This window comes from Bradyrhizobium liaoningense (assembly GCF_018130785.1).
In the GTDB taxonomy this organism is placed as follows: domain Bacteria; phylum Pseudomonadota; class Alphaproteobacteria; order Rhizobiales; family Xanthobacteraceae; genus Bradyrhizobium; species Bradyrhizobium liaoningense_A.
Window position 1 is genome coordinate 351,902 of record NZ_JAFCJT010000001.1, and the last position, 19,761, is coordinate 371,662.

General features: G+C 60.5%; 15 protein-coding genes. 3 read left to right on the forward strand and 12 right to left on the reverse strand.

Going from position 1 to position 19,761, the window contains the following annotated elements; translation table 11 throughout:
- Nucleotides 1–58: 58 nt before the first annotated feature.
- The 6 genes from JQ627_RS01635 to JQ627_RS01660 form a co-directional block, all read right to left on the reverse strand.
- Nucleotides 59–1,306 carry a cytochrome c gene (locus tag JQ627_RS01635; protein ID WP_212482410.1) on the reverse strand — a complete coding sequence of 416 codons (1,248 nt, stop codon included), beginning with the start codon at nucleotides 1,304–1,306 and terminating at the stop codon, nucleotides 59–61.
- Complete coding sequence (locus tag JQ627_RS01640; protein WP_212482411.1) at nucleotides 1,299–3,077, reverse strand: GMC family oxidoreductase; 1,779 nt, start codon at nucleotides 3,075–3,077, stop codon at nucleotides 1,299–1,301. The genes JQ627_RS01635 and JQ627_RS01640 overlap by 8 nt, the downstream gene beginning before the upstream one ends.
- A 1-nt stretch (nucleotide 3,078) precedes the next feature.
- Nucleotides 3,079–3,858, reverse strand: a complete 780-nt coding sequence (locus tag JQ627_RS01645) for a gluconate 2-dehydrogenase subunit 3 family protein (RefSeq protein ID WP_249142823.1) — start codon at nucleotides 3,856–3,858, stop codon at nucleotides 3,079–3,081.
- A complete protein-coding gene (locus tag JQ627_RS01650) occupies nucleotides 3,839–4,351 on the reverse strand; it encodes a Dps family protein (RefSeq protein WP_212482412.1) in 513 nt (170 codons plus the stop codon). Before JQ627_RS01650 ends, JQ627_RS01645 begins: the two co-directional genes overlap by 20 nt.
- 75 nt (nucleotides 4,352–4,426) lie before the next feature.
- A complete protein-coding gene (locus JQ627_RS01655; RefSeq protein ID WP_212482413.1) occupies nucleotides 4,427–5,509 on the reverse strand; it encodes a LysR family transcriptional regulator in 1,083 nt (360 codons plus the stop codon).
- A 304-nt stretch (nucleotides 5,510–5,813) separates the two neighbouring features.
- The gene (locus JQ627_RS01660) at nucleotides 5,814–8,807 is read right to left on the reverse strand and encodes a winged helix-turn-helix domain-containing protein (protein WP_212482414.1); all 2,994 of its coding nucleotides are present in this window, start codon (nucleotides 8,805–8,807) and stop codon (nucleotides 5,814–5,816) included.
- Nucleotides 8,808–9,079: 272 nt separating this feature from the next.
- Between JQ627_RS01660 and JQ627_RS01665 the strand changes: the two genes are divergently transcribed.
- Nucleotides 9,080–9,715: an HD domain-containing protein gene (locus tag JQ627_RS01665; protein WP_212482415.1), complete on the forward strand. Its 636-nt coding sequence runs from the start codon at nucleotides 9,080–9,082 to the stop codon at nucleotides 9,713–9,715.
- Here the strand turns inward: JQ627_RS01665 and JQ627_RS01670 are convergent.
- The 5 genes from JQ627_RS01670 to JQ627_RS01690 form a co-directional block, all read right to left on the reverse strand.
- A complete protein-coding gene (locus JQ627_RS01670) occupies nucleotides 9,698–12,208 on the reverse strand; it encodes a two-component system VirA-like sensor kinase (RefSeq protein ID WP_212482416.1) in 2,511 nt (836 codons plus the stop codon). The two genes, JQ627_RS01665 and JQ627_RS01670, sit on opposite strands and share 18 nt — an antisense overlap.
- Nucleotides 12,205–13,146: a cytochrome-c peroxidase gene (locus JQ627_RS01675; RefSeq protein WP_212482417.1), complete on the reverse strand. Its 942-nt coding sequence runs from the start codon at nucleotides 13,144–13,146 to the stop codon at nucleotides 12,205–12,207. Before JQ627_RS01675 ends, JQ627_RS01670 begins: the two co-directional genes overlap by 4 nt.
- A gap of 803 nt (nucleotides 13,147–13,949) precedes the next feature.
- Complete coding sequence (locus JQ627_RS01680) at nucleotides 13,950–14,717, reverse strand: response regulator (RefSeq protein ID WP_212482418.1); 768 nt, start codon at nucleotides 14,715–14,717, stop codon at nucleotides 13,950–13,952.
- Between the two features lie 290 nt (nucleotides 14,718–15,007).
- A complete protein-coding gene (locus JQ627_RS01685; protein WP_212482419.1) occupies nucleotides 15,008–16,285 on the reverse strand; it encodes a thiamine pyrophosphate-binding protein in 1,278 nt (425 codons plus the stop codon).
- Between the two features lie 7 nt (nucleotides 16,286–16,292).
- Nucleotides 16,293–16,481, reverse strand: coding sequence for a hypothetical protein (locus tag JQ627_RS01690; protein WP_212483180.1), 189 nt, complete (start codon nucleotides 16,479–16,481; stop codon nucleotides 16,293–16,295).
- A 326-nt stretch (nucleotides 16,482–16,807) separates the two neighbouring features.
- Here JQ627_RS01690 and JQ627_RS01695 point away from each other — a divergent pair, with 326 nt between their 5' ends.
- Nucleotides 16,808–17,548 (forward strand): SDR family oxidoreductase, encoded by a 741-nt coding sequence (locus tag JQ627_RS01695; RefSeq protein ID WP_212482420.1) that lies wholly within the window; start codon nucleotides 16,808–16,810, stop codon nucleotides 17,546–17,548.
- A gap of 39 nt (nucleotides 17,549–17,587) precedes the next feature.
- Here JQ627_RS01695 and JQ627_RS01700 read toward each other — a convergent pair whose 3' ends face one another.
- A complete protein-coding gene (locus tag JQ627_RS01700; RefSeq protein WP_212482421.1) occupies nucleotides 17,588–18,340 on the reverse strand; it encodes a sensor histidine kinase KdpD in 753 nt (250 codons plus the stop codon).
- Nucleotides 18,341–19,248: 908 nt separating this feature from the next.
- Here JQ627_RS01700 and JQ627_RS39580 point away from each other — a divergent pair.
- Nucleotides 19,249–19,716 carry a hypothetical protein gene (locus JQ627_RS39580; RefSeq protein ID WP_312015733.1) on the forward strand — a complete coding sequence of 156 codons (468 nt, stop codon included), beginning with the start codon at nucleotides 19,249–19,251 and terminating at the stop codon, nucleotides 19,714–19,716.
- Nucleotides 19,717–19,761: the final 45 nt, after the last annotated feature.

Here is a 19,761-nt window from a genome sequence, read left to right on the forward strand (position 1 = left end):
CCAGATTGATCCAGCTGAGCGATGTCCGGCCCGTTCATTTGCGTCGTCGCGGCCTGGTTCAATCGCTGCGCGCGGTGGTTTCGGAACGCACACGAGCCACATCGCTCGGATCGACAGTGGCGGCCGGGCTGCCCCCGCTGTTCCTGACGTAACTGAGCACGTCGGCGACCTGGCGATCGTCCAGCTGCCAACCGTAAGAAGGCATGCCTGGCGCCGTCGGCTCGCCCCTGGTACCTACGCTGCGGGCGCCGCGCAGCACCATTCGGATCACCGTCGTTGGATCCTTCGCGCGCACCATCGTGGAGTCCACGAGGGAGGGAAAGAGATAAGGTACGCCCTTGCCTTCAATCCCGTGACAGGCTGAGCATTGATCGCGATAGATCGCGCCCCCTGCCGTCATTACCTTCGCGTCGATCGGAGCGAGTCCCGACGCGTGCTCTTTGCCAGGCAGCGACTTCAGGTAGATCGCGATCGCGGTCCTGTCGTCGTCGGTCATCTGCGAGGTCGACAGCTCGACCGCTTCCGCCATCGGCCCGGTTGCCGCCGTAAAACGGTTGTGTCCGGACTTTAGGTAGGACGCAATATCGTCGGTCGTCCAGTTGCCCAATCCGGTCGCGCGGGCGTTCGTAATGTCGGGAGCCGACCATCCCTGCAGATTTGCGCCCTCCAGATACTGGTCGGCGCGATCACCTCCGAGCTGCGTCTTCGGCGTGTGGCAAGCGCCGCAATGCGCCGGACCGTCAACGATGAACTTTCCGCGATTCCATTCGGCGGATTTGGCGGGATTCGGCTTGTAGTCCCCCGCCCGGAAATAGAGCGCATTCCAGACGGCCATGACAGAGCGGATGTTAAAAGGAAATGGAAGCGTGTTGGTGTCCCGCGTGTTTCGGACGGGCTCGAGTGAATTGAGATAGGCGCGGATCGCCAGCACATCATCGTGCGACATCATCGTGTACGCGTTATATGGCATCGCCGGATATAGGTGGGCTCCGGTTCGCCCGATGCCCCTTCTGACCGCGGCGTCGAACTGCTTGTCGCTCCAGGCTCCGATGCCGGTCTCGAGATCCGGCGTAACATTGGGTGAAATGACGTTGCCAAAGGGCGTTTCGATCGCTCGCCCACCCGCAAACGGCTTGCCGCCGGGGGCGGTGTGACAGCCCCCGCAGTCCGACAGAACCGACAGATATCGTCCGCGTTCGATCTGGGTGAATTCCTGCGGGTCGGACGCGCCGGCATCAACCTGACAAGTCGCCAGACATGAAAGTAACGCTGCGAAACCGAGTGCGCGGGTGAAGGCGCTAGGCATCGACCAGCCTCCCCGGCTTCCGTAGGTATTGGTTGCGAATCGCCGACGCGGACCAATAGGCCAGCGCCCCCACCGTGAGCGTCGGGTTGTAGCCGGGATTTTGCGGGAATGCGCTTGCGCCCATCACGAACAGGTTTGGAACGTCCCAACTTTGAAGATAGCGATTCAGAACGCTCGTCTTCGGATCGGTCCCCATGATGGCGCCGCCGTTGAGATGCGTCGTCTGATAGGTCGTGATGTCGTAGGGCGCGGTGCGATATTGTACCGCGAGTTTCTCGGCGCCCATCGCCTTGATGATCTCAGCAAACTTGTCGGTGAGAAACTTGTTCTGCTTGATCTCATTGTCCTTCAAATCCATCGTGATCCGCATCAGCGGCCGCCCGAAGCGGTCCTTGTAGGTCGTGTCGAGATCAAGATAGACGTCCCGGTACGAGTAGAAGCTGCCGTGCACGCCTGTACCGGGCTTCACCGTGCTGAGATAATTGTCCCTGACCGCTTTCTTCCACTCGGGGCCCCATTTCGGCGTTCCTGGCGGCACTAGCGTGCTTTCTATCGGTCGCGCGCCGGTCTGAACCTGGCCGACATAACCGCCACCGACGAAGCCGTGTGGTCCGTGATCGAAATTGTCGCCATTGAACTCGTCGACACACATTCCGATCGATCCCGATCCGATGAAGGGATTGAAGTTGAATTTCTTGCTGTCGAAGAAGCCGTTCACCGACGAAATCGTCTGGTGGGTGTAGTTGCGCCCGACCACGCCCGTGTTCGTTACGGGATCATAGGGCTGCCCGATCTGCGAATGCAGAAGGAGCTGGACGTTGAATAGCGCATAGGCCGACAGGATCACGAGATCGGCCTGCTGCTCCCACTGCTCGCCGCTCGAGTCGACGTACGTTACGCCGGTCGCGCGCTGACCCGAACGATCGACATTGATGCGGATCACTTCGGACTTGTCACGAAGCGTAAAGTTCGGCTTACGGATCAGATACGGCAGGATGGTGGTTTGCGGGCTCGCCTTCGAATAATTGCTGCAGCCAAACCATTCGCAGAAGCCGCAATAGGTGCAGGGGCCGAGGCGCAGGCCCAGCGGGTTGGTATAGGCCTGCGAAAGATTGCCAGAAGGCTGGGGAAACGGCTTGTAGCCGAGCTCCCGCGCGGCCTTTCCGAACAGCGTGTGGCTAAATGGCTGAGGCTGCGCTGGCGTCGGATAAGGACGAGACCGCGGCCCCTCGAACGGATTTCCGCCCTCCTGGATCTTACCGCGCAGGTTTCCCGCCGTTCCCGATGTTCCGCACAGATATTCGAAGCGATCATAGTGTGGCTCGAGCTCATCATAGGTGACGCCCCAATCCTGGATCGTCATATCTGCGGGCAGGAACGCAGCGCCATAACGTTCCGTCAAATGCGTCTTCAAGACGAAGTCCGACGGCAAGAAGCGCCACATCTCTCCATTCCAGTGCACCCCGCCGCCTCCTACGCCATTTGGCGGCATGAAGGCGCCCCAGCTTCGGATCGGCAGCGCCGTCTGGCGCATATTGTTTCGGAAGGTGAATGTCAGCTGATCCGGACGCAGGAACAGCTCGTGGCGAACGCGATAGCGCAACTCGTCTTGCATGTATCCCGGGGGGAATTCCGTGGGTGCGTCGCGCCACGGACCGCGCTCAAACGCAATGACGTCGAGGCCCTCGTCAGTGAGCTCATTGGCCATGATCGCGCCGGTCCAGCCGAAGCCGACGATGACAACATCTTTCTTTGGAAGCTTTCGAGCCATGCTATGACCTCGACCATTGCGCGTTACCGGTCATGCCGACGGGCGGCAGAGGAAAGCGCTCGTTGTGACGGTTCACCCAATCGAGGTAGTTGTAGCGTGCGCCTGGATAGCCGATCATCTTCCATCCGGACATGTCTCGGTTGCCGCCATAGATCGGATCCGCAAAGAGTCCCATCTGCACGTCCTTGACGACCTGCGCAAAAAATGACGCACCATCAACGCCCTCGAGCTTGAGATTGCCTTTCTCCAGTGCCGTCAGGACTGCGATCTTGTCCTCACCGGAGAGTTCGGCGAACGACTTCCCGTAGCGCTCCCGGCAGGCACGATCGAGCGCTGCCAGGCCCTCCCGATAGGACTGCGCAGGTCCCTTCTCCGATTGATGGCCCTGGTTCTTGGCGCCGGCTTGAAACGGCGGGCGAAGATAAAGTCCCTCCTGTTGGCCGTACGGCCCGGCCAGTTGCCGGTCGACGAACACAGCGCAGCCCGCATCCTTGCCTCCAAGTGTCTCCGCGTCAGGCGGAATGATGCAATCAGCGAGCGCATCCATGGCACGCCCCTCATCGCCGCTAAAAAATTCCCACGGCCCAAGCCTGACCTGCGGCGGCGGATTTCCGGCATTCGGCGCCCAAGGCAACCGCCCGGTGATCGTCGCCGCCCTCACCGTCGCCGCAGTGAACAGCAGCACAGCCGTTCCTGCCAGAAATTCCCTTCGGCGGAGATTGATCATGGCCTGGGCCTTCATCGTTGTTCGCGGCGCGCGGTCAATCGCGCGTGGCTTCATGCAAGAACCAGATCCGCTGCTCGGTTTCATCGATCCAGTTCTCAAGCACACTCGCGGAGGCCACGTCCTCCCGTTGGTCACAGAGTGAATGAACCTCGCGCATCAAACCGAGAAGCTGAAAGTTGCCCGCGCGCAACTCCGCCAGCATCGCGCCGGCCGTCATGTCGCTGCTGTCCGTATCTTTCAGCCGTTGCCGGCGCGCTAGATCGCCAATCGACTGTATGGTCCGACCACCGATCTTCCGAACTCGCTCCGCGATGGCATCCGTCATCGCGAAGACTTGGTTCGCCTGCTCGTCCAGCAGCAGGTGATAGTCGCGAAAGTGCCGCCCGGACATGTGCCAGTGAAAGTTCTTCGTCTTGAGATAGAGCGTAAAGACGTCCGCCAGCAAAATCGTGAGAGCAGCGCTGATCTCGTGCACGGCACCAGGGCCGAGATCGGACCAGCTTGCGACGACGGCAGCCGAATTGCGGCGCTCCAGTGCAGTGCTCATGGCGGTGTTCCTTTCATGATCTCTCTCCTCTGTTTCATATGAGCCACTCCTCGCCGCCCCGGAAGTGAAACTCCTTCACGGGCCGGATGAGCAGGCTGCAGCTGAACGCCGCTCGGCTCTTGCACCGACCGCAATGCGGGGCAGCGACGCGGTCGGCAAGGTCAAGGTGGTCCGCGCGGTATCGATCGCCGTCGGGCGAAGGGATGTGGTGGCCTCAGTCAACATCCTGCGAAGCCAATCCTGTGCGGCATCGCCGAGACTGCGTTCGGACCACAGGACCACGACGTCCGTGACCGCGGTCCCGTATGGCAGCTCGTGCATCGACAGCGGATGCACGCGGGCGAGCACCGCAGCCAGCGGTCGCGGCACGATTGCGGCCAGTTGGCCATCTTCGAGCAGGGAAGGAACCGCCAGGAAGTGCGCCAAGGAAAGCGTGAGGCGCGGCTTCCGCTTCGACCCGCGGAACGCCCGCTCCAGCGCCAGTCGATCGAACATCTCTGACCGCCGGCCCAGTCCACGCGCCGAGACGAACCTATCGGCCCCTCCGCCGCCACCATGCATTGAAACCGTGGCGATTGACAGCGTCGCCAGCGTGTCGCGCGTGAGCCGTCCAAGTCGGCGCGAACGATGGACTATGAGGACGTCGTCACATGAGAACAGTGGGCTTGCTCGGTAGCGATCAGGAATTTCGGTGAACGCTCCTACCGCCACGTCGATACGGCCGAGATCGAGCTGCTCGATCAGATCGAGTCCGTTGTCCGACCGAAGGGCAAGGTCGACCAGCGGAGCCTCCCGTTTCAGGAGACCGAGCAAATCGGGGACGACGACCGTGCTCACGAAATCACTCACCGCGACCGTGAAGCATCTGGTTGAACTGCGCGGATCAAATCTGGGCAATTCGATCGCGACCTCGAGCGATTTCCAGGCCTCTCGGATGAGGGGGGCCATCTGGAGTGCACGGGCCGTCGGTTGCATACCTGTCGTCGTCCGAACGAACAATTCGTCGCCAATCATCTCGCGTAGCCGTGCCAACGCATGGCTGACGGCCGATTGACTGAGACAGATCCTCTGACCAGCGCGTAGCACGCTGCGTTCCTCCATGACCGCGTCAAAGACACGCAGGAGGTTCAGATCGAGCCGATTGATGAGCGTGGACATTGCGAAACCCGCGATTGGCAACAATTTGCCATTGCACGCTAGTCCATCGTGGGCGCGACCTCTGGTTAATTCCCGAAAATCGGTGTTAACATCCGCGGGCGGCATCGGCCCTAACACCGTTTTACATGCAAGCCCTTTAGCTCCGATAGCGTCAAGCGGAACTGGCTGCACTGCCACCCACGGGCGCTGCCTGCGACCAGAAAGCTCTTGCAACGACCGCTTCACCAACCCCGGCTGAGCGCTACGCTCGACGGCAGTCTCAGCTTACCCGGCCCGCTTCACCGCACAGCTTCTTCCCCTCCGCCTACGCGCGGCTTCCTCTGCGCGGCTCTTCCTGGCCGCTGGCTTTCGACTTGGACTGAATCATCTGCCGCGCCGCTACGAGATCGGCAGTCTCGAAGCCTTCTGTAAACTTGGACACAATACGCTCAAGAAGGTCGGCTGCATCAGCCGCACGGTCTGTCCGCCGCCACAGCTGCCCGAGCGAGAGCGCGGCACGGAGCTCCCAACCGAGGGCGCCATCGATCCTGGCTTGATCGAGCGCCTTACGGTAACATTCCTCGGCACGGCTCCTCTCTTCCGGAAGCCCGACAAGCATGATATCGCCCTGCGTCCGCAGAAGTTCGGGCAGCAAATAAGTCGGTGAAGCCTTGGCCTGTTTGACGAGATCCGCGATTACGCTTCTTGCCTGCTCGACATTGCCCATGCGGGCGAGACCGTCAGCATAGGCTCGCATGGCTGGCATCCGCATGATCGTCAATTGCTCCGCTTGAAGGGGCTCTATCACTCCTCTAAGCAAAGCGACGCCTGCGTCTATCTGACCTCTGGCCACCAGCAACTCGCCCTTGAGCGCCATGCCGCCGGTTCTGTACGGCTTCAGCTGATGTTTGTGGGCAAAATCGATCAAGGTCTCCACCAGCCTTTCAGCCCAATCCAGATCTCGCGCCCACAGAACGACGACCGTGGTGTAGAGATAGGCGATGCAGGTGGAAACGGGATGGTCTTGCGCCTTCACATCGAGCACCTCGGCCGCCCGACGCAACGCCGTCTCCGGCAACCCGCAAAGCCAGGATGTCCATATGCGTCCGATCGTGCCCCTGCCCTTGTTGTCGTAGCCGAAATAGTACGTTTTCCCGATGCCCAGTGCTTCCGCGCGTGCGATACCTCGTGCGATCAACTCCAACCCAAGTGGCTGGTGACCGATCAGATTGTGCGTTGATCCCAGCATCCATTCCGAGGCCGCAATCTCGACGGAATTCTGTGAGTCCTGCGCCAGTTCCGCAAATCGCTCCGCGGCAGCCAGCGCTCCCGTATAGTCCGCCCGTCGCGTGAGGAAGAGATTGAGGCCGGCAAGCAGGTGCATTTCTGATTCCCGTTCCCCCAGCGCAACAGCCAGCTGAAGCGCCCGCCTGATCGTCTCGTCGACCTGATCGTCGTTTGCCATCAGGTACATCCGGCATAACGAAAGCGACTCATACAGCCGTAGGGCCGTGATTGACGACCGGTCCTTTTCACCGATCCGGGCGGCTGCGATTTCGCACCATCGAAGGCATTCCCTCAACATCGACCGATCGAGCAGCATCCGCGATGCAAATGCCGCCAGCGAGACGCCCAGCTGTCCGTCGCCGAGACCTGAGAAACACCATTCGAGAGCCGCGCGAACATTGCCTACATGGAGATCGCGCTTCATATCCGTCCGCCCGATCGTGTGACGCGGCCCAACATCAGCCTGACGCAACGCCTCGACGCTGTACTGTGCGTGCCGTCGCAGGGCTTCCTGACGCCCGCCGCTCTCTGCAAGCTTCATCTCCGCATAGAAACGCGTGATGTCCGGCATCCGGTACAGATAGGTATCATCGACCGGCAAGATCGCGATGAGAGACTTGTCCGTGAGCTCCTCGACCGCTCGCGCAACGGTCCATTGGTCATCGATCGCATCGACTGCAACGGCCTGAGCGGACTGCATGCTAAAGGGACCGATCAGGATCGACAGTCGCACCAACACACGTCGCTCGACGTCAGAAAGCAACCGGAAACTCCAGTCGAGCGTTGCTTCCAGCGTACGGTGCCTGGATTCATGCCTTCGGCCGGGCCATTGCAGGACGGCACGGCCGCGAAGTCCGTCGAGAAGTCCCTTGAATCCGTAGGTGATCAGTCGGCTGGCCGCAAGTTCAATAGCCAGCGGATTGCCGTCGAGCCGGCGACATATCTTGGCCAGCGCGACCGCGTGCGCATCCTCCACGCTTCCGACGTATCCGCTGGCGGTCGCGCGCTCCATCAAGAGCTGCGCAGACGGAGCGCGAAGAACCTCGCTCGCCGTCAGATCGTCACCATCGGCCGGCAGATCGAGCGGCTCGACGAAGTACACGGTTTCTCCAGCGGCGCGCAAAACTTCACGGCTGGTGGCCACGAGATGAAGTTTTGGTGCGCGCTGGAAGAGCCCGGCAGTGACGTCGGCGGCCTCCTCGATGACATGTTCACAGCAATCGACGATGAGGAGTAGGCGTCGATCCCCCATGAATGACGCCAAGGCGGTCAGCGGGTCGCCGGTATGCGCGGTGTAGCCCAAGGCGACAGCGATGGTAGGCAGCACCAGGTCGGCGGCCTTGAGAGCGCCAAGATCCACATACCGGATTTCATCGCCGAACTCGTACGCGAGCCGATGGCTGAGTTCAGCCGCGAGAGTTGTCTTGCCGATACCTCCCGGTCCAACGATGGTCACGAAGCGGCAGGCGAGCACCTGCGCGACAAGTGCGCTGATGGTGTCCTCGCGACCAATAACGTGCGGCGGCCGCCTCGGCATCCTGCGGTCCGCCGCAACGGGTGCGCCGCCCGCCGCGCCCGGTTCCGATAACGGAACGGTTTGCACTGGGGCGACGAATACGTATCCACGCCCTTGCACGTTCATGATGTAGGAACCATCGGAGTCCCCCGACTTCAAGGCACGACGCAGGTCGCTCATCTGAACCCGCAAGTTTGCCTCGTCGACCGTGAGATCCGGCCAGACGCGATCGAGGATCTCCCGTCGGCTGACGACCCGACCGCGATTCTGAAGCAACACAGTCAGGATATCGAAGGCCCGACTTCCGAGTTCGACCGGATTTTGTCCGACCAAAAGCAAGCGCTTGGACGGTATCAACTGGTACGGTCCAAACGTAAGCGCTTCAAACTGGCCGAATTCCTGTGGCAAATGAACTACCTCGGCTTCACCCGTTGGAGCCCGCCGCTTGATCAGGATACAGTCCGGCCCGACCGACGAGCATGCGAGCTTTGCATCGGGCGTCACGCACTGAGCCATCACGTTTCGTCACGGAGGGCCTGACAATTCTCGAAAGGCGGAACCTCGCCTGCCGATACTCGCCCCTCCGAACCTGGTCAAGTGGTGGTTCTTACAGCGGTGTCGCTCTGAAGATCGCTCATCACGAGATTGAAGCTCTTTCACTTCTGACCAAATTCGAAACGCACCAGAATGCGCGGCGCCAGCCAGCCGCGAACTCGCTGCGTTTCGATGACGCAAGCTGGCCGGACATTGCAGCTTAGCACAACTTCCCCACGGACGAGGAGTACATCATGGGACCGGCGGACTTCAACGCACCTGACACCAGAATATGCAAGGAGATACGGGAACTCGTTCGCGATACAGAATCCGAATTGCTGTTCAATCATTCCAGCCGAGTTTACCATTTCGCAGTGCTCGCAGGGCTGCGGCGCGGCCTCTCGTTCGACCGCGAACTGCTCTACGCCGGCGCGATGTTCCACGACATGGGGCTCACGCGGCAACATAGTAGCCAGACCGAACGTTTCGAGGTCGATGGTGCTAACGCAGCCCGCGACTTTCTGCGCGCCCGAAAACTCCCGCAGAGCGATATTGATCTCGTCTGGACCGCGATCGCGCTGCATACTACTCCGGGGATTCCCCAGCACATGCATCTCGTCGTCGCCCTTGTAACCGCCGGCGTGGAGATGGATGTTCTCGGGATCGGGTACGACGAGTTTTCGGACGCTCAACGCCGCGCCGTGGTGTCCGCGCATCCGCGCACACCGCACTTCAAGGAAGATATCATCCAGACCTTCTACGACGGCATCAAACACAAGCCTCAAACAACCTTCGGCAACGTCAAGGCCGACGTCCTTGCGGACAAGGATCCGCACTTCCATCGCATCGACTTCTGCAGCATGATCCGACAGTCACGCTGGGTGGGTTAGCGAAGAGCTGGCCCTAGCCGCGTCGAGGCCTCTCGTCGCGGCGGCCGGCGAACTCTGCGACAAGACGATCGCGACCTCCTCCGCAACGATGGGCCACTGCACCACGTCGGAAATACCTGCTGACAAAAGCGTGTCCGCGGCAATCTCGAACGGAACCCTGGTCGCCAGGACGATTGGAATGGAAGGGATCGATCGATGCAGTTGGCTGGCAAGCTCAAGTGACTGTTTAGGCGATCCGACCTGCCCCACGATCACGAAATCGAACCGATCCGGCGCCGCGTCGCACGCGGCCCGCGCGGAATCGGCGGTGGTGAAACCAACCGCCTCATAACCTAGCGCGGCGAGCATCTCTTCATCTCCGAGCAAGCGACCGCTGTCGCCACCGACAAGCATCACGACCTCGCCATGACCGATTCCGTCCGCGACCAAACGCTTTGCGGCAGGCAAGACCGCTGCCTCGACCCGCGGCAACCAGATATCGAAGCGCGTCCCCCGTCCCGGCAGACTACTTACACCTATTCCGCCGACGTGATCGTGGACAATGTCACGCACCGTCGCAAGCCCCAGCCCATTTCCGTTCTGACGCGTGGTGAAGAACGGCTCGAAAATCCGCTCCAGGATCATATCTTCCATACCGGATCCGGTGTCGACAACCGAGAGCCGCACGTAGTGACCCGCCTCGATCTTGTCGTGACTGAGGGGCATCGGCTCGAATGTCTCTTGCGGCTCAATCGAGACCTCGATCCGTCCTTTATCAGAGATCGCATGCGCCGCATTGTTGCAGAGATTCATGATCACTTGTTGGAGCTGGGCCGCTTCGCCGAGAACGATCAAACCGACTGGAGACGGCTTCACGACAAGTTCGATCCGGACTGGCAGCGAAACGCACAGCAGCGAAACCGTTTCGTCGACCAGCGCATTGATGCTGAGGGGGTTGCGGCGGATTTCGCGGCGGCGTCCAAAAGCCAGGATTTGACTGATCAGGTCGCGAGCCCGTTCTGCGCTGAGCCGTATCCCGGCGAGATGACGGACGAGATTCACGTTCCGACCGACGTGTCCTTCCATGACTTCGGCATGCCCCAGAACTCCACCAAGGATGTTGTTGAAGTTGTGCGCGATGCCGCTGGTGAAGGTACCGATTCGTTCCATGCGACGCGCATGCTGCAAGCGCCTTTGTAAACGACTTCGCTCTTCGTCGACAACCTGCCGCTCAATCGCGTGAATGAAGGTATCCAACGCCATGCGCAGCAGAAGCAGCTCGCTTGGGTGGGCGATGCGACACTTGCGGCCTACAGCATCGAAGCCGAAAGCAATCACACGCCCTTGACTGTCCGTGTTTACCGCGCATGCCCATCCTCCGAGCCCGAGGTCCGTCAGGAAACGCTGGTTCTCCCCCACCGGCATCCGACCGACCCTGGGCACGTGGACGATCCCGTTTCGATCGGGGCCAATCCGCGCTGCCAGGTCGGGCGCCTGCTCCGGCCAACCGGGCGGGAAGTCCTTGTCCGGCTGCTGCCACACATAGGAGCGCGTGGATACGCCGGAGACGACCAGGTAAACGCGATCGGAACCGGCGAAGGTACCAAAAGAGGCAATGGCACGGCGGATCTCGAGGTCGACGCTCTGCGGCGTTGCGTTGATGAAGTTCATCGAAATATCCGCGATCATGTGCTCCAACGCTGCACGCCGATGTAATATGTTCGCGCGCGCTCCGAGGCGGATACCGAGATGAACCAGAAAGGCCACCAGCGCGAGTGACGTGGCATAGAGTAACCGTCGAAACAAACGGGCGACATTTCTGGAGGCGATCTGCCTGTCGATAATCGTCGCCCGCAAGGCATCCTGATTCATCGTTCGCGGCAGCGTCATCATCGTTTTCAAGATACCGTCGACAGACGGCAGCAGCTTGCGCAACAGACGGCCATGCGCGAGGAATGGCTCGACCAGGTATGCCTGATTGGTTCGGAGAGCCTCCCATTCGAGATTGTCCAAGGACATTTCTGCTTCGCCGACAGACGTTGATGTCGTATCCAGCGTCAGATGAAGGATCGCCGCGGCCGCTGAACTGACGGCAAGGTCGAGCTCCCGTAGGTCCGAATGGGCTCTGAACCGAGCGAAGAAGGAGAGGGAGTTGTGGAGGACTGCATTCTGGCTCTTAAAGGCCTCGACCAGCTGCTCCTGCTGATCGACCAATTCCGCCAAGCGGTCGATCGCTTCGCTCGTCGCCCTGTCAATCGCAGCTGTCGCTCGCAGCCGATCCAACGATTTGCGGAGAGCGTTGATCTCATTCCCCAGCGGATCGTAGTCCCCCAGCATTCCGGTGCGTGCCGTGAAGACATCGCGGTATAGCGTATTCTCTATCACGCCAAAATGCTCGAGCTCGTTGAATGCGCGATCGAACAGTTCAGCGTCCGGGTTGATTGCGCGCAAGGAGAACCAGGTCAGAAGTGCCGCCAGACCGACGATGATGGCCACGGATCGAGCGGCTGTCATGGCGCACCTCCGGAGACTGGTTTCCCGCGAAAGCTTCCGGTCAACGTGTTCAGGAAAGCAACGAGCGAGGCGACCTGGTCGTCCGTCAACGTTCGGTCAAGCTGTGCGGCAGCCATTCGGCGCACCGCCACCTCAAGCGTGGCGGCGCTTCCATCGTGAAAATAAGGCGCCGTTGCTGCGACGTTGCGCAAACTTGGCACCCGCACCAGCTTGGGCCCGCGCAGAACCAGCGGACGGAAGATGCCCTGTTGGGCGATCAGATTTGCCCCCACGTTGACGCCCTGGTGGCACGAGCTGCAGCCAAACGCCTTGAACGTCTTATAGCCATCGAGTTCCGCCGGCGAAAGCGCCGAACTGTCTCCACCGAGCCAGCGGTCAAAGCGGCTACCGGGTGTGAGAAGTGAGCGCTCGAACGTCGAGATTGCATCGAGAAGGCTGTCGCGATCGACGTCGTGCCCATAGGCAAGGCGAAACGCTCTGTTCGTGGCGGTATCCGCCTTCAATCTCCGCACGACTTCCGGCACGCTGTCGCGCATGTTGGCCGGATTGGCGATCGATGCCTCCGCCTGATCGGCCAGACTGCGAAAACGCCCTTCCCAGCCCAGGCGAAAGCTAAGCGCCGCGTTGAACACGGTGAGCGTGTCCAGCGCCTTCGTTGCGCCCCGTCGTCCCTTCGCGCCGTCAGCCCCATTCGTGTCGACGTCATGGCAGGATGAGCAGGCAAACGTTTCGTCGGCCGACAACCGCGGATCGCTGAACAATCGCTCGCCGAGCGCCAATTTTCGCGGATCGGACGGAGGCGGCTGCGGAATCGGCGTGATGGGCTCGCGGTCTTGCTGGACCCGATCTGCCGAAGGCAAACTTCGCAACGGCACCTGCGCGGCCACGACGCCGGCAAACGAAGCCAGCCCGCAGACGATAACCAGAATCTGCCTCATCGCAGATCAAGGTCGCTCCGGATAGCACGTCCGCCGTCGAGGCGGATGAGCCCAATGTCACGCAAGGCTCGATCGTCGAGTCTCTCCAGTTCGAACATGGCGCTGCGCATGGCTCGACGATCGCGCATCCAATCCCGCAGAGATACCGCCATTGCGCTTATCGACCTGTACCAGGTTCGGATCGGATAGGGTCGAGCGGAGAAACTCTCCGCAACTTCGCGATGGACCAAGGCTGCCGGCCCACGCCGCCATGAGGGCAGACCGACCTCCGTACCCTCGATCCACAGTCCCGTCGAATACACAACGACGCACACGTTCCCGTCTGTTCCGGTAAATCTGCGGCCTGGCTCATCACGCTGATCCAGCGAAGGATACATCGCATCGGCGTAAGCGGCGCAGCCCGCAAGAAACTCCGCCGTCAGCGCAGAACAGGCGGCAAGCGTGCAGTTCGCAACTGCTCCTCCACCAAATATCTTCCGCGCTCGCGATCGCTCCGCGCGAGCGCCAGGATCAGGCCGGGCCGACACACCGCGTTGGCCGCCATCGCAAAGTGCTTGCTTCAGAGGCAGCATCGTCATCTCCCAATTCATTCCATGGGAAGATTCTAGGACTGCCATGTTTCCGAAGAATTCCGGCAGAGGGATAGACTGCTACGGCTGTAATCTTGGGGTGATTATAGTTTTTAATCCAGTTCGACTGCTCGACCCGCACCAGAGATGGGCAGGCCGCCTCGAAGACGTTGGCAGTAATTTTCAAGACGATCACGGCAACCGCCAAATTTGGCCATATCGTTCGCCCAGCCGTCAAAAGCACTCGACCGGAAGCGTGAAGACGTAGCCAATGCCGCGCTCGGTGCGGATGACGGATGGTGCACGCGGATCGTTTTCCAACTTGCGGCGCAAGCGGAGAACCTGGACGTCGATGCTGCGGTCGAAAACGTCCTCGTGGACACGTGTTGCCTGCAAGAGATGCTCTCGGGACAGCGGCCGCTGCGGCGCGTCGAGAAAGGCCATCAAGAGCGCGTACTCGCCCTTAGTCAGCGCAATGGGCCGGCCGGTTGAGTCGGTCAAGCGACGCAGCCGCCGATCGACCTGCCAGTCCCCAAAACGCCAGCGACCTCTTTCGGAGTCACGTCGATTCGATGCCGGCGTGGCTTCACGCCGTCTGAGAACCGCCTTTATGCGAGCCAGAAGCTCCCTTAGTCCGAACGGCTTCGTCAGATAGTCATCCGCTCCCAACTCCAGGCCGACAACGCGATCAATCTCGTCGCGTCGGTGGCCCGTTGTGATGATGACGGGAACATCTGATCCTGCTCTAATCTCACGAAGCAAGTCGAGACCGTCTTCTTGTCCAAGGCGGAGATCGAGCACCACAAGATCCGGTTCATCGCGGGCAAGGATACCAGGCACCTCTGCTCGCCGCGACGCCGAGATGGTGCGAATGCCGTGATCCTCGAGATAGTTTGTCACCAAGTGCCGCATCGTCAGATCGTCTTCAACAACGAGACATGTGGGTCCTTGGCGCTTCGTGTCGCTTCCGGGCAATGGTTCAAACGGTCTAAATGCGTCCATAGCAGCTTATCTGGCGATCGCGATCAGACTGACAGCCCTTTGCGCCAATTTCATGCTCCGACGCTTCCCGCGGAGATATAGGGATGGCATGCCAGAATTGCCTCATACGTTCTTGAGAGTGATTCTTAGAAATCGTCTAACCTCCGTACCAAACGCGCAGCTTCGTCCTCCGGCTGCGCTTAGGTCTACCGAACATTCCCGGCAGACCTCGATCCCGAGATCTCCTGCAAGCGAAGCGGCAGCGGCGGTGACTCGTACGGTGAGGTCGCTACCTCGATGTAGGCTCCGTTCTAGGGGAGCGAGGCCTGTTGAACCGCCTCGTCTGAGGAAAGCTGCTCAAGGCCAAGATCCACGGAAGTCGTGCCCGCCTCGGCAACCACGACATCGTCGGGCCGCAAGAAGTCGGCCCAGCGCGGGTATAACGCCGCCGCCGTGATCGCATCCGAGCCGCTACCGACCCGCGCCCCAACAGCCTCTCCGGCATGAGGCGGAATCTGAGCGTTTCGTCGCTTCATTCTCGGAGCGAGCGCGGCCAAGACATCCGCCATCTCAACGCCCGGAAACCTCCGACCGCGCACGACCATGTCGTGGAGATTTATCGAGATCAAACGTGCAGGATCGATCTTCGCGGTAAAGGCACCCATGTTCAGATCGCTGAAGAACGTCCCAACCGTCAGGACGGCAGCGTCGCTTTCAACAAACTGGCGCACGTCATCGTCCCTCAGTCGCCCTACATTCATGCCGAGATACGCCGGCTGACCTTCGTTCAGCACCGATTTGTCGGTGAGCCCCGTCGCGAAGGGAAGACCGGAGGAATCGACGATCACCTGCATGAGCGATTCCAGCCTGGCCCGCGCCACCAGAACGCCCGGAAGGATACACGCCGCTCTCGCGCTCTCCGTGTATCTAGGATTGCCTCGACAGCCCGTCCCAGCGCGGCTGGATCGCTTCCCGGACCTGCGATTGCCTGCAAGGGCCCCTGCGCAGGCTGCAATGCGAGGTCGGCGGGAAAGGCCCTGTAGACCGGCTGCAGATGATAGAGCGTCTCGAAGATCAGGCGTTCCATCTCCCAGACCACGTTCTGCGGCGTCATGACTGCGCTGGCACACACGACCGGCTCGCTCATGCGCCGAAACCAGTCGAATGCACCGTCTCCCAGCGAATGGTGCACCATGGCGCGCCCAATTGAGCTGACATCGCCGGTGTTCCGACCAGGTGAAATAACGGAAGCGCTCGGCAGCCGCACCCGCAATTGCATTCATCGCGCTGAGCTCGCCAACGCCAAACGTCGTTGCGATCGCTCCGAAGTCCTTCAGCCGTGCGTGACCATCCGCAGCATAGCCGGCATTAAGCTCATTGCAGCAGCCGATCCAGCGCAGTCCGGAAAGCGCGCTGATGCCGTCATTGATCGGAAAGGACCGATATCGCAGAGACGAGCCAAGACATGTTCGATGACGGTTGGCATCAGACGGCCCCTCGATGCGAGAAAGCCGACCCCGCGTCCAGATTGCAGAGATGTCACTGCGCCGGGGCATCCGGCTACATCGGTAACGATCGTTCCACGTCATGCGGTCCTCAAAAGCCGTCCGCGCCGTCGCGGGTCTGTCCACGCGCGAGCAACGTTCGCGTTGCGCCGCTCACGTCGTTCTGACGCATCAGGCTCTCTCCGACCAAAAAGGTTCCCATCCCGAGCCGCTCGAGCTTGGCTAGCGCGATCTCCTCACGCTTGTAGGACTCGATCTTCTTCAAGATGTCGGATGTCATACTTCGGACTCGCTTGATAGGATGGACACCGGTTGACTAGTCACAAGCATGCGGGCTGGCCAATCTCTTTTTGTTGAGCGCCGCGTAAGTGAGTGTGCGCACTTCCAGTGCCTCCGTACGCGATCGCACTGCGACGATTTACGGACTTTTGCAAAAACAGACGGCCGGCATTCGGCAGGCTCGGTAATACTCTTCCGAGAATTCCCGCCGAGCGGTGTGTCATCGCCTCGCCAAATAGAGCTGCGAGACCGAAGGAGCGACGGGACCGTGCACAATTCGATACCGTCCAGTGCATAGTGAAGCACTTGGCCCCAAGGAGCGCGCCGATGTCCAGCCCCCAAAGAAAAGTTGCCATCATCACCGGGTCTGCGCGCGGCATCGGCGCGGCGATTGCCGAGAGGCTCTCCCGCGACCGCTTTAGCGTCGTCATCAACTATGCAGCCAGCGCAACCGAAGCAGACGTTCTCGCCGACAAGATCGAGATGGCTGGCGGACGCGCCATCGTGGCGCAGGCCGATGTAAGTCAGCCCTCCGACGTAGAGCGCATGTTCGAGATGGCAGACGTCGCCTTCGGCGGCGTAGATGTGCTGGTGAACAATGCCGGCATCATGCAGCTTTCACCGATCGCCGAAGCCACCGACGCGCAATTCGACGCCCAGATCGCAGTCAACCTAAAGGGAGCCTTCAACACTCTCCGTGAAGCGGCCCGCAGGATCCGTCAAGGCGGCCGTATCATCAGCCTCTCATCCAGTCAGGTGGACCTCCTTCATCCGAGCTATGCCATCTATGCCGCTACGAAGGCGGGAGTCGAGACGATGACGCGCGTGCTCGCAAAGGAGCTCCGCGGCAGGAAGATAACCGTCAACGCAATTGCTCCGGGGCCGATCGCGACGGCACTGTTTCCTGAGGGAAACTCGCGGGAAGCAATCGATCATCGCCCAAGCCTCGCACCTCTCGATCGGCCTGGTCAGCCCGTCGACATCGCGGCGATCGTGGCTTTTCTCGCCGGCCAGGATGGCGCCTGGATCAACGGCGAGGTGATCAGGGCCAACGGCGGAATCATCTGAGGGATCCTCACGTACTTCGACAGCGACTTCACTTCGCCCTCAAGCCATTTCTGCCAGGATGGAAAACCGCGTTCCGTGTGACGGCGCGGAGTTTACATCGATACGATGGCCAATGATCGCGGTCGCACGACGCACGATGAAGAGACCGATTCCAAGTCCATCGGACTCGGTCGAATCAATCCGCGTGAACGCATCAAAGATCCTCGCCATCTCGTGGCTGGTCATGCCTATGCCGGTGTCGATCACATCGATCCGGATGCGGCTGCCGAAACGACGGCAACCCATTAGGATACGGCCTCCCGGTCGCGTATATTTGACCGCGTTGCCGACCAAATTGCCGAGGATCGCACCAAGCAAAAAGGCGTCGCTCATCACGAGTGATCTGCTCGGCACGACGCGAATCTGTATTCCTTTTTCGGTCGCGAAGGATTCATTGTCACGGCTAACTTGTTGCAGCAATGGCTCGAGGCTGACCGGCGCCAATTGCATATGGTCGGCGCGCTGGTGCAAGCGAACCGCCCCTATGAGCTGATCGAGCTGCCGCTTCAACTGATCGATAGCATTTTGGCCAATTTCCAAGAGGCGCAGCTCGGATTTTGTCCGAGAGCCATTCCCCAATCGCTCTTGCGCGCTCTGCAGTATTTGCAGCGGCTGCCTGAGATCGTGACCTGCGATGGCAAGGAGCACGACCTCGAAATCCGAAGGAGCCTCGCTCGAGACTGGATTCTTGCGCCGCTCCGAGCAAGGAGATGCAAAGGTTTCGGCTTCGACCCGGTTGTTGACATCGCACATAATAGGCTCTCCTGGATTGGTCTCCTTCAACTCAAGGAGCGTTGGCACAGTTTGCGCCTCCAGCGACAGCGAGCCAGTGCAGCGTTGTGAGTTGTTGCAAATTCTTGCGATTGGGCCGTTGGTGAATCATCTAACAGCTCCATCGAGAATGCCGAGACGACGCAGCACGAGATCCATCGCACCGGAAACCCGTCGTCTTACGTCGGGGTCCCCGACCCCGCATGCAGTTTGTGCCGCCGGGCCCGCCGGCTCCATACGGTGCGCGCGCCGAATAGCGATCATCGACATCTGCCAGGACGGTGCTCCGAGATCGTACGAAATGCGTCCAGCGGGCAAATAGAACAGCGCGATTACTGCACTTCCCTCTCCTCGGGGTAGTGGGAGCACCAGATTGGTTCCTCTCGATCACGCATCGTCGCCTCGCTCTTCGCTAAAGTCCTTGAGCACTGTACGTTCTGAGATGTCACGATTCCCGTCGTGCGTCGTCGGGACAGTGTCTCCAATATGGCCGGGTCTCGGCGAGGCAGAAGTGAAATTGCTGCAATATGATCCTGAATCGCACTCACAAAGGTGCGCCTCGGTAGGAGGGTGGATTGCGCAGCAACGCGGTTGGCGTTAACTGCTTCGTCTGAAGCAGCCGTTCGTTCCTGATGGATCCCAAATCGTGCCGATGTCCTTCAACACACTGGACCTGAACCTTTTGAAGGTATTCGATGCCATCATGGAGGAGCGAAGCGTTCTCAGGGCGAGCCACAAGGTCGCCCTGAGCCAGTCCGCGGTTAGTCACTCGCTCGCTCGCCTGCGTGAAATGCTGGAGGACGACCGGTCCGTACGGCAACAGGCATGCAGCCGACGGCGCGCGCGCTGGCGATGGCTTCGCAGATACGCGAAGCGCTGCGAACGCCAGAGTGGCCGTCGAGCTTCCTCACTTCGATCCCAAGACTTCGACGAAGCAATTTACCCTTGCTGCGAACGACTTCACCACGATGGTGCTCTGCGCGCCGCGGCTGAAGCTGTTGGAGGCCTCAGCGCCATCCGTCGATCTGACCATCAAACCGGTGACCCGGATTGATCTTGCCGAGCAGATTGACCTCGGCCGTATCGATGTGGCCATAGGCGTATTCTCGGCGCATCCTCGCCGGTTCAAGACGGCGCTGATGTTCGAGGATACCGGGCTCGCAGCGATCGTTCCGCGTCCACTCGCAAAGGCTTTTGAACGAAGATACGCAATAAGGACGCACGAATTGCCTTATGCAACGACGCCGGTTGAGATCAGGCTTCTATGGCACGAACGCGTCGATGATGAGCCGTCCCACGCTTGGCTTCACGATATCCTTCGGCGTTCGGCCGAAAGTCCGAGGCACGAAATCGGGTAATCCGCGACGAAGCGGGCTGGCTCCTCAGGTTAAGGCGCCGCCCGT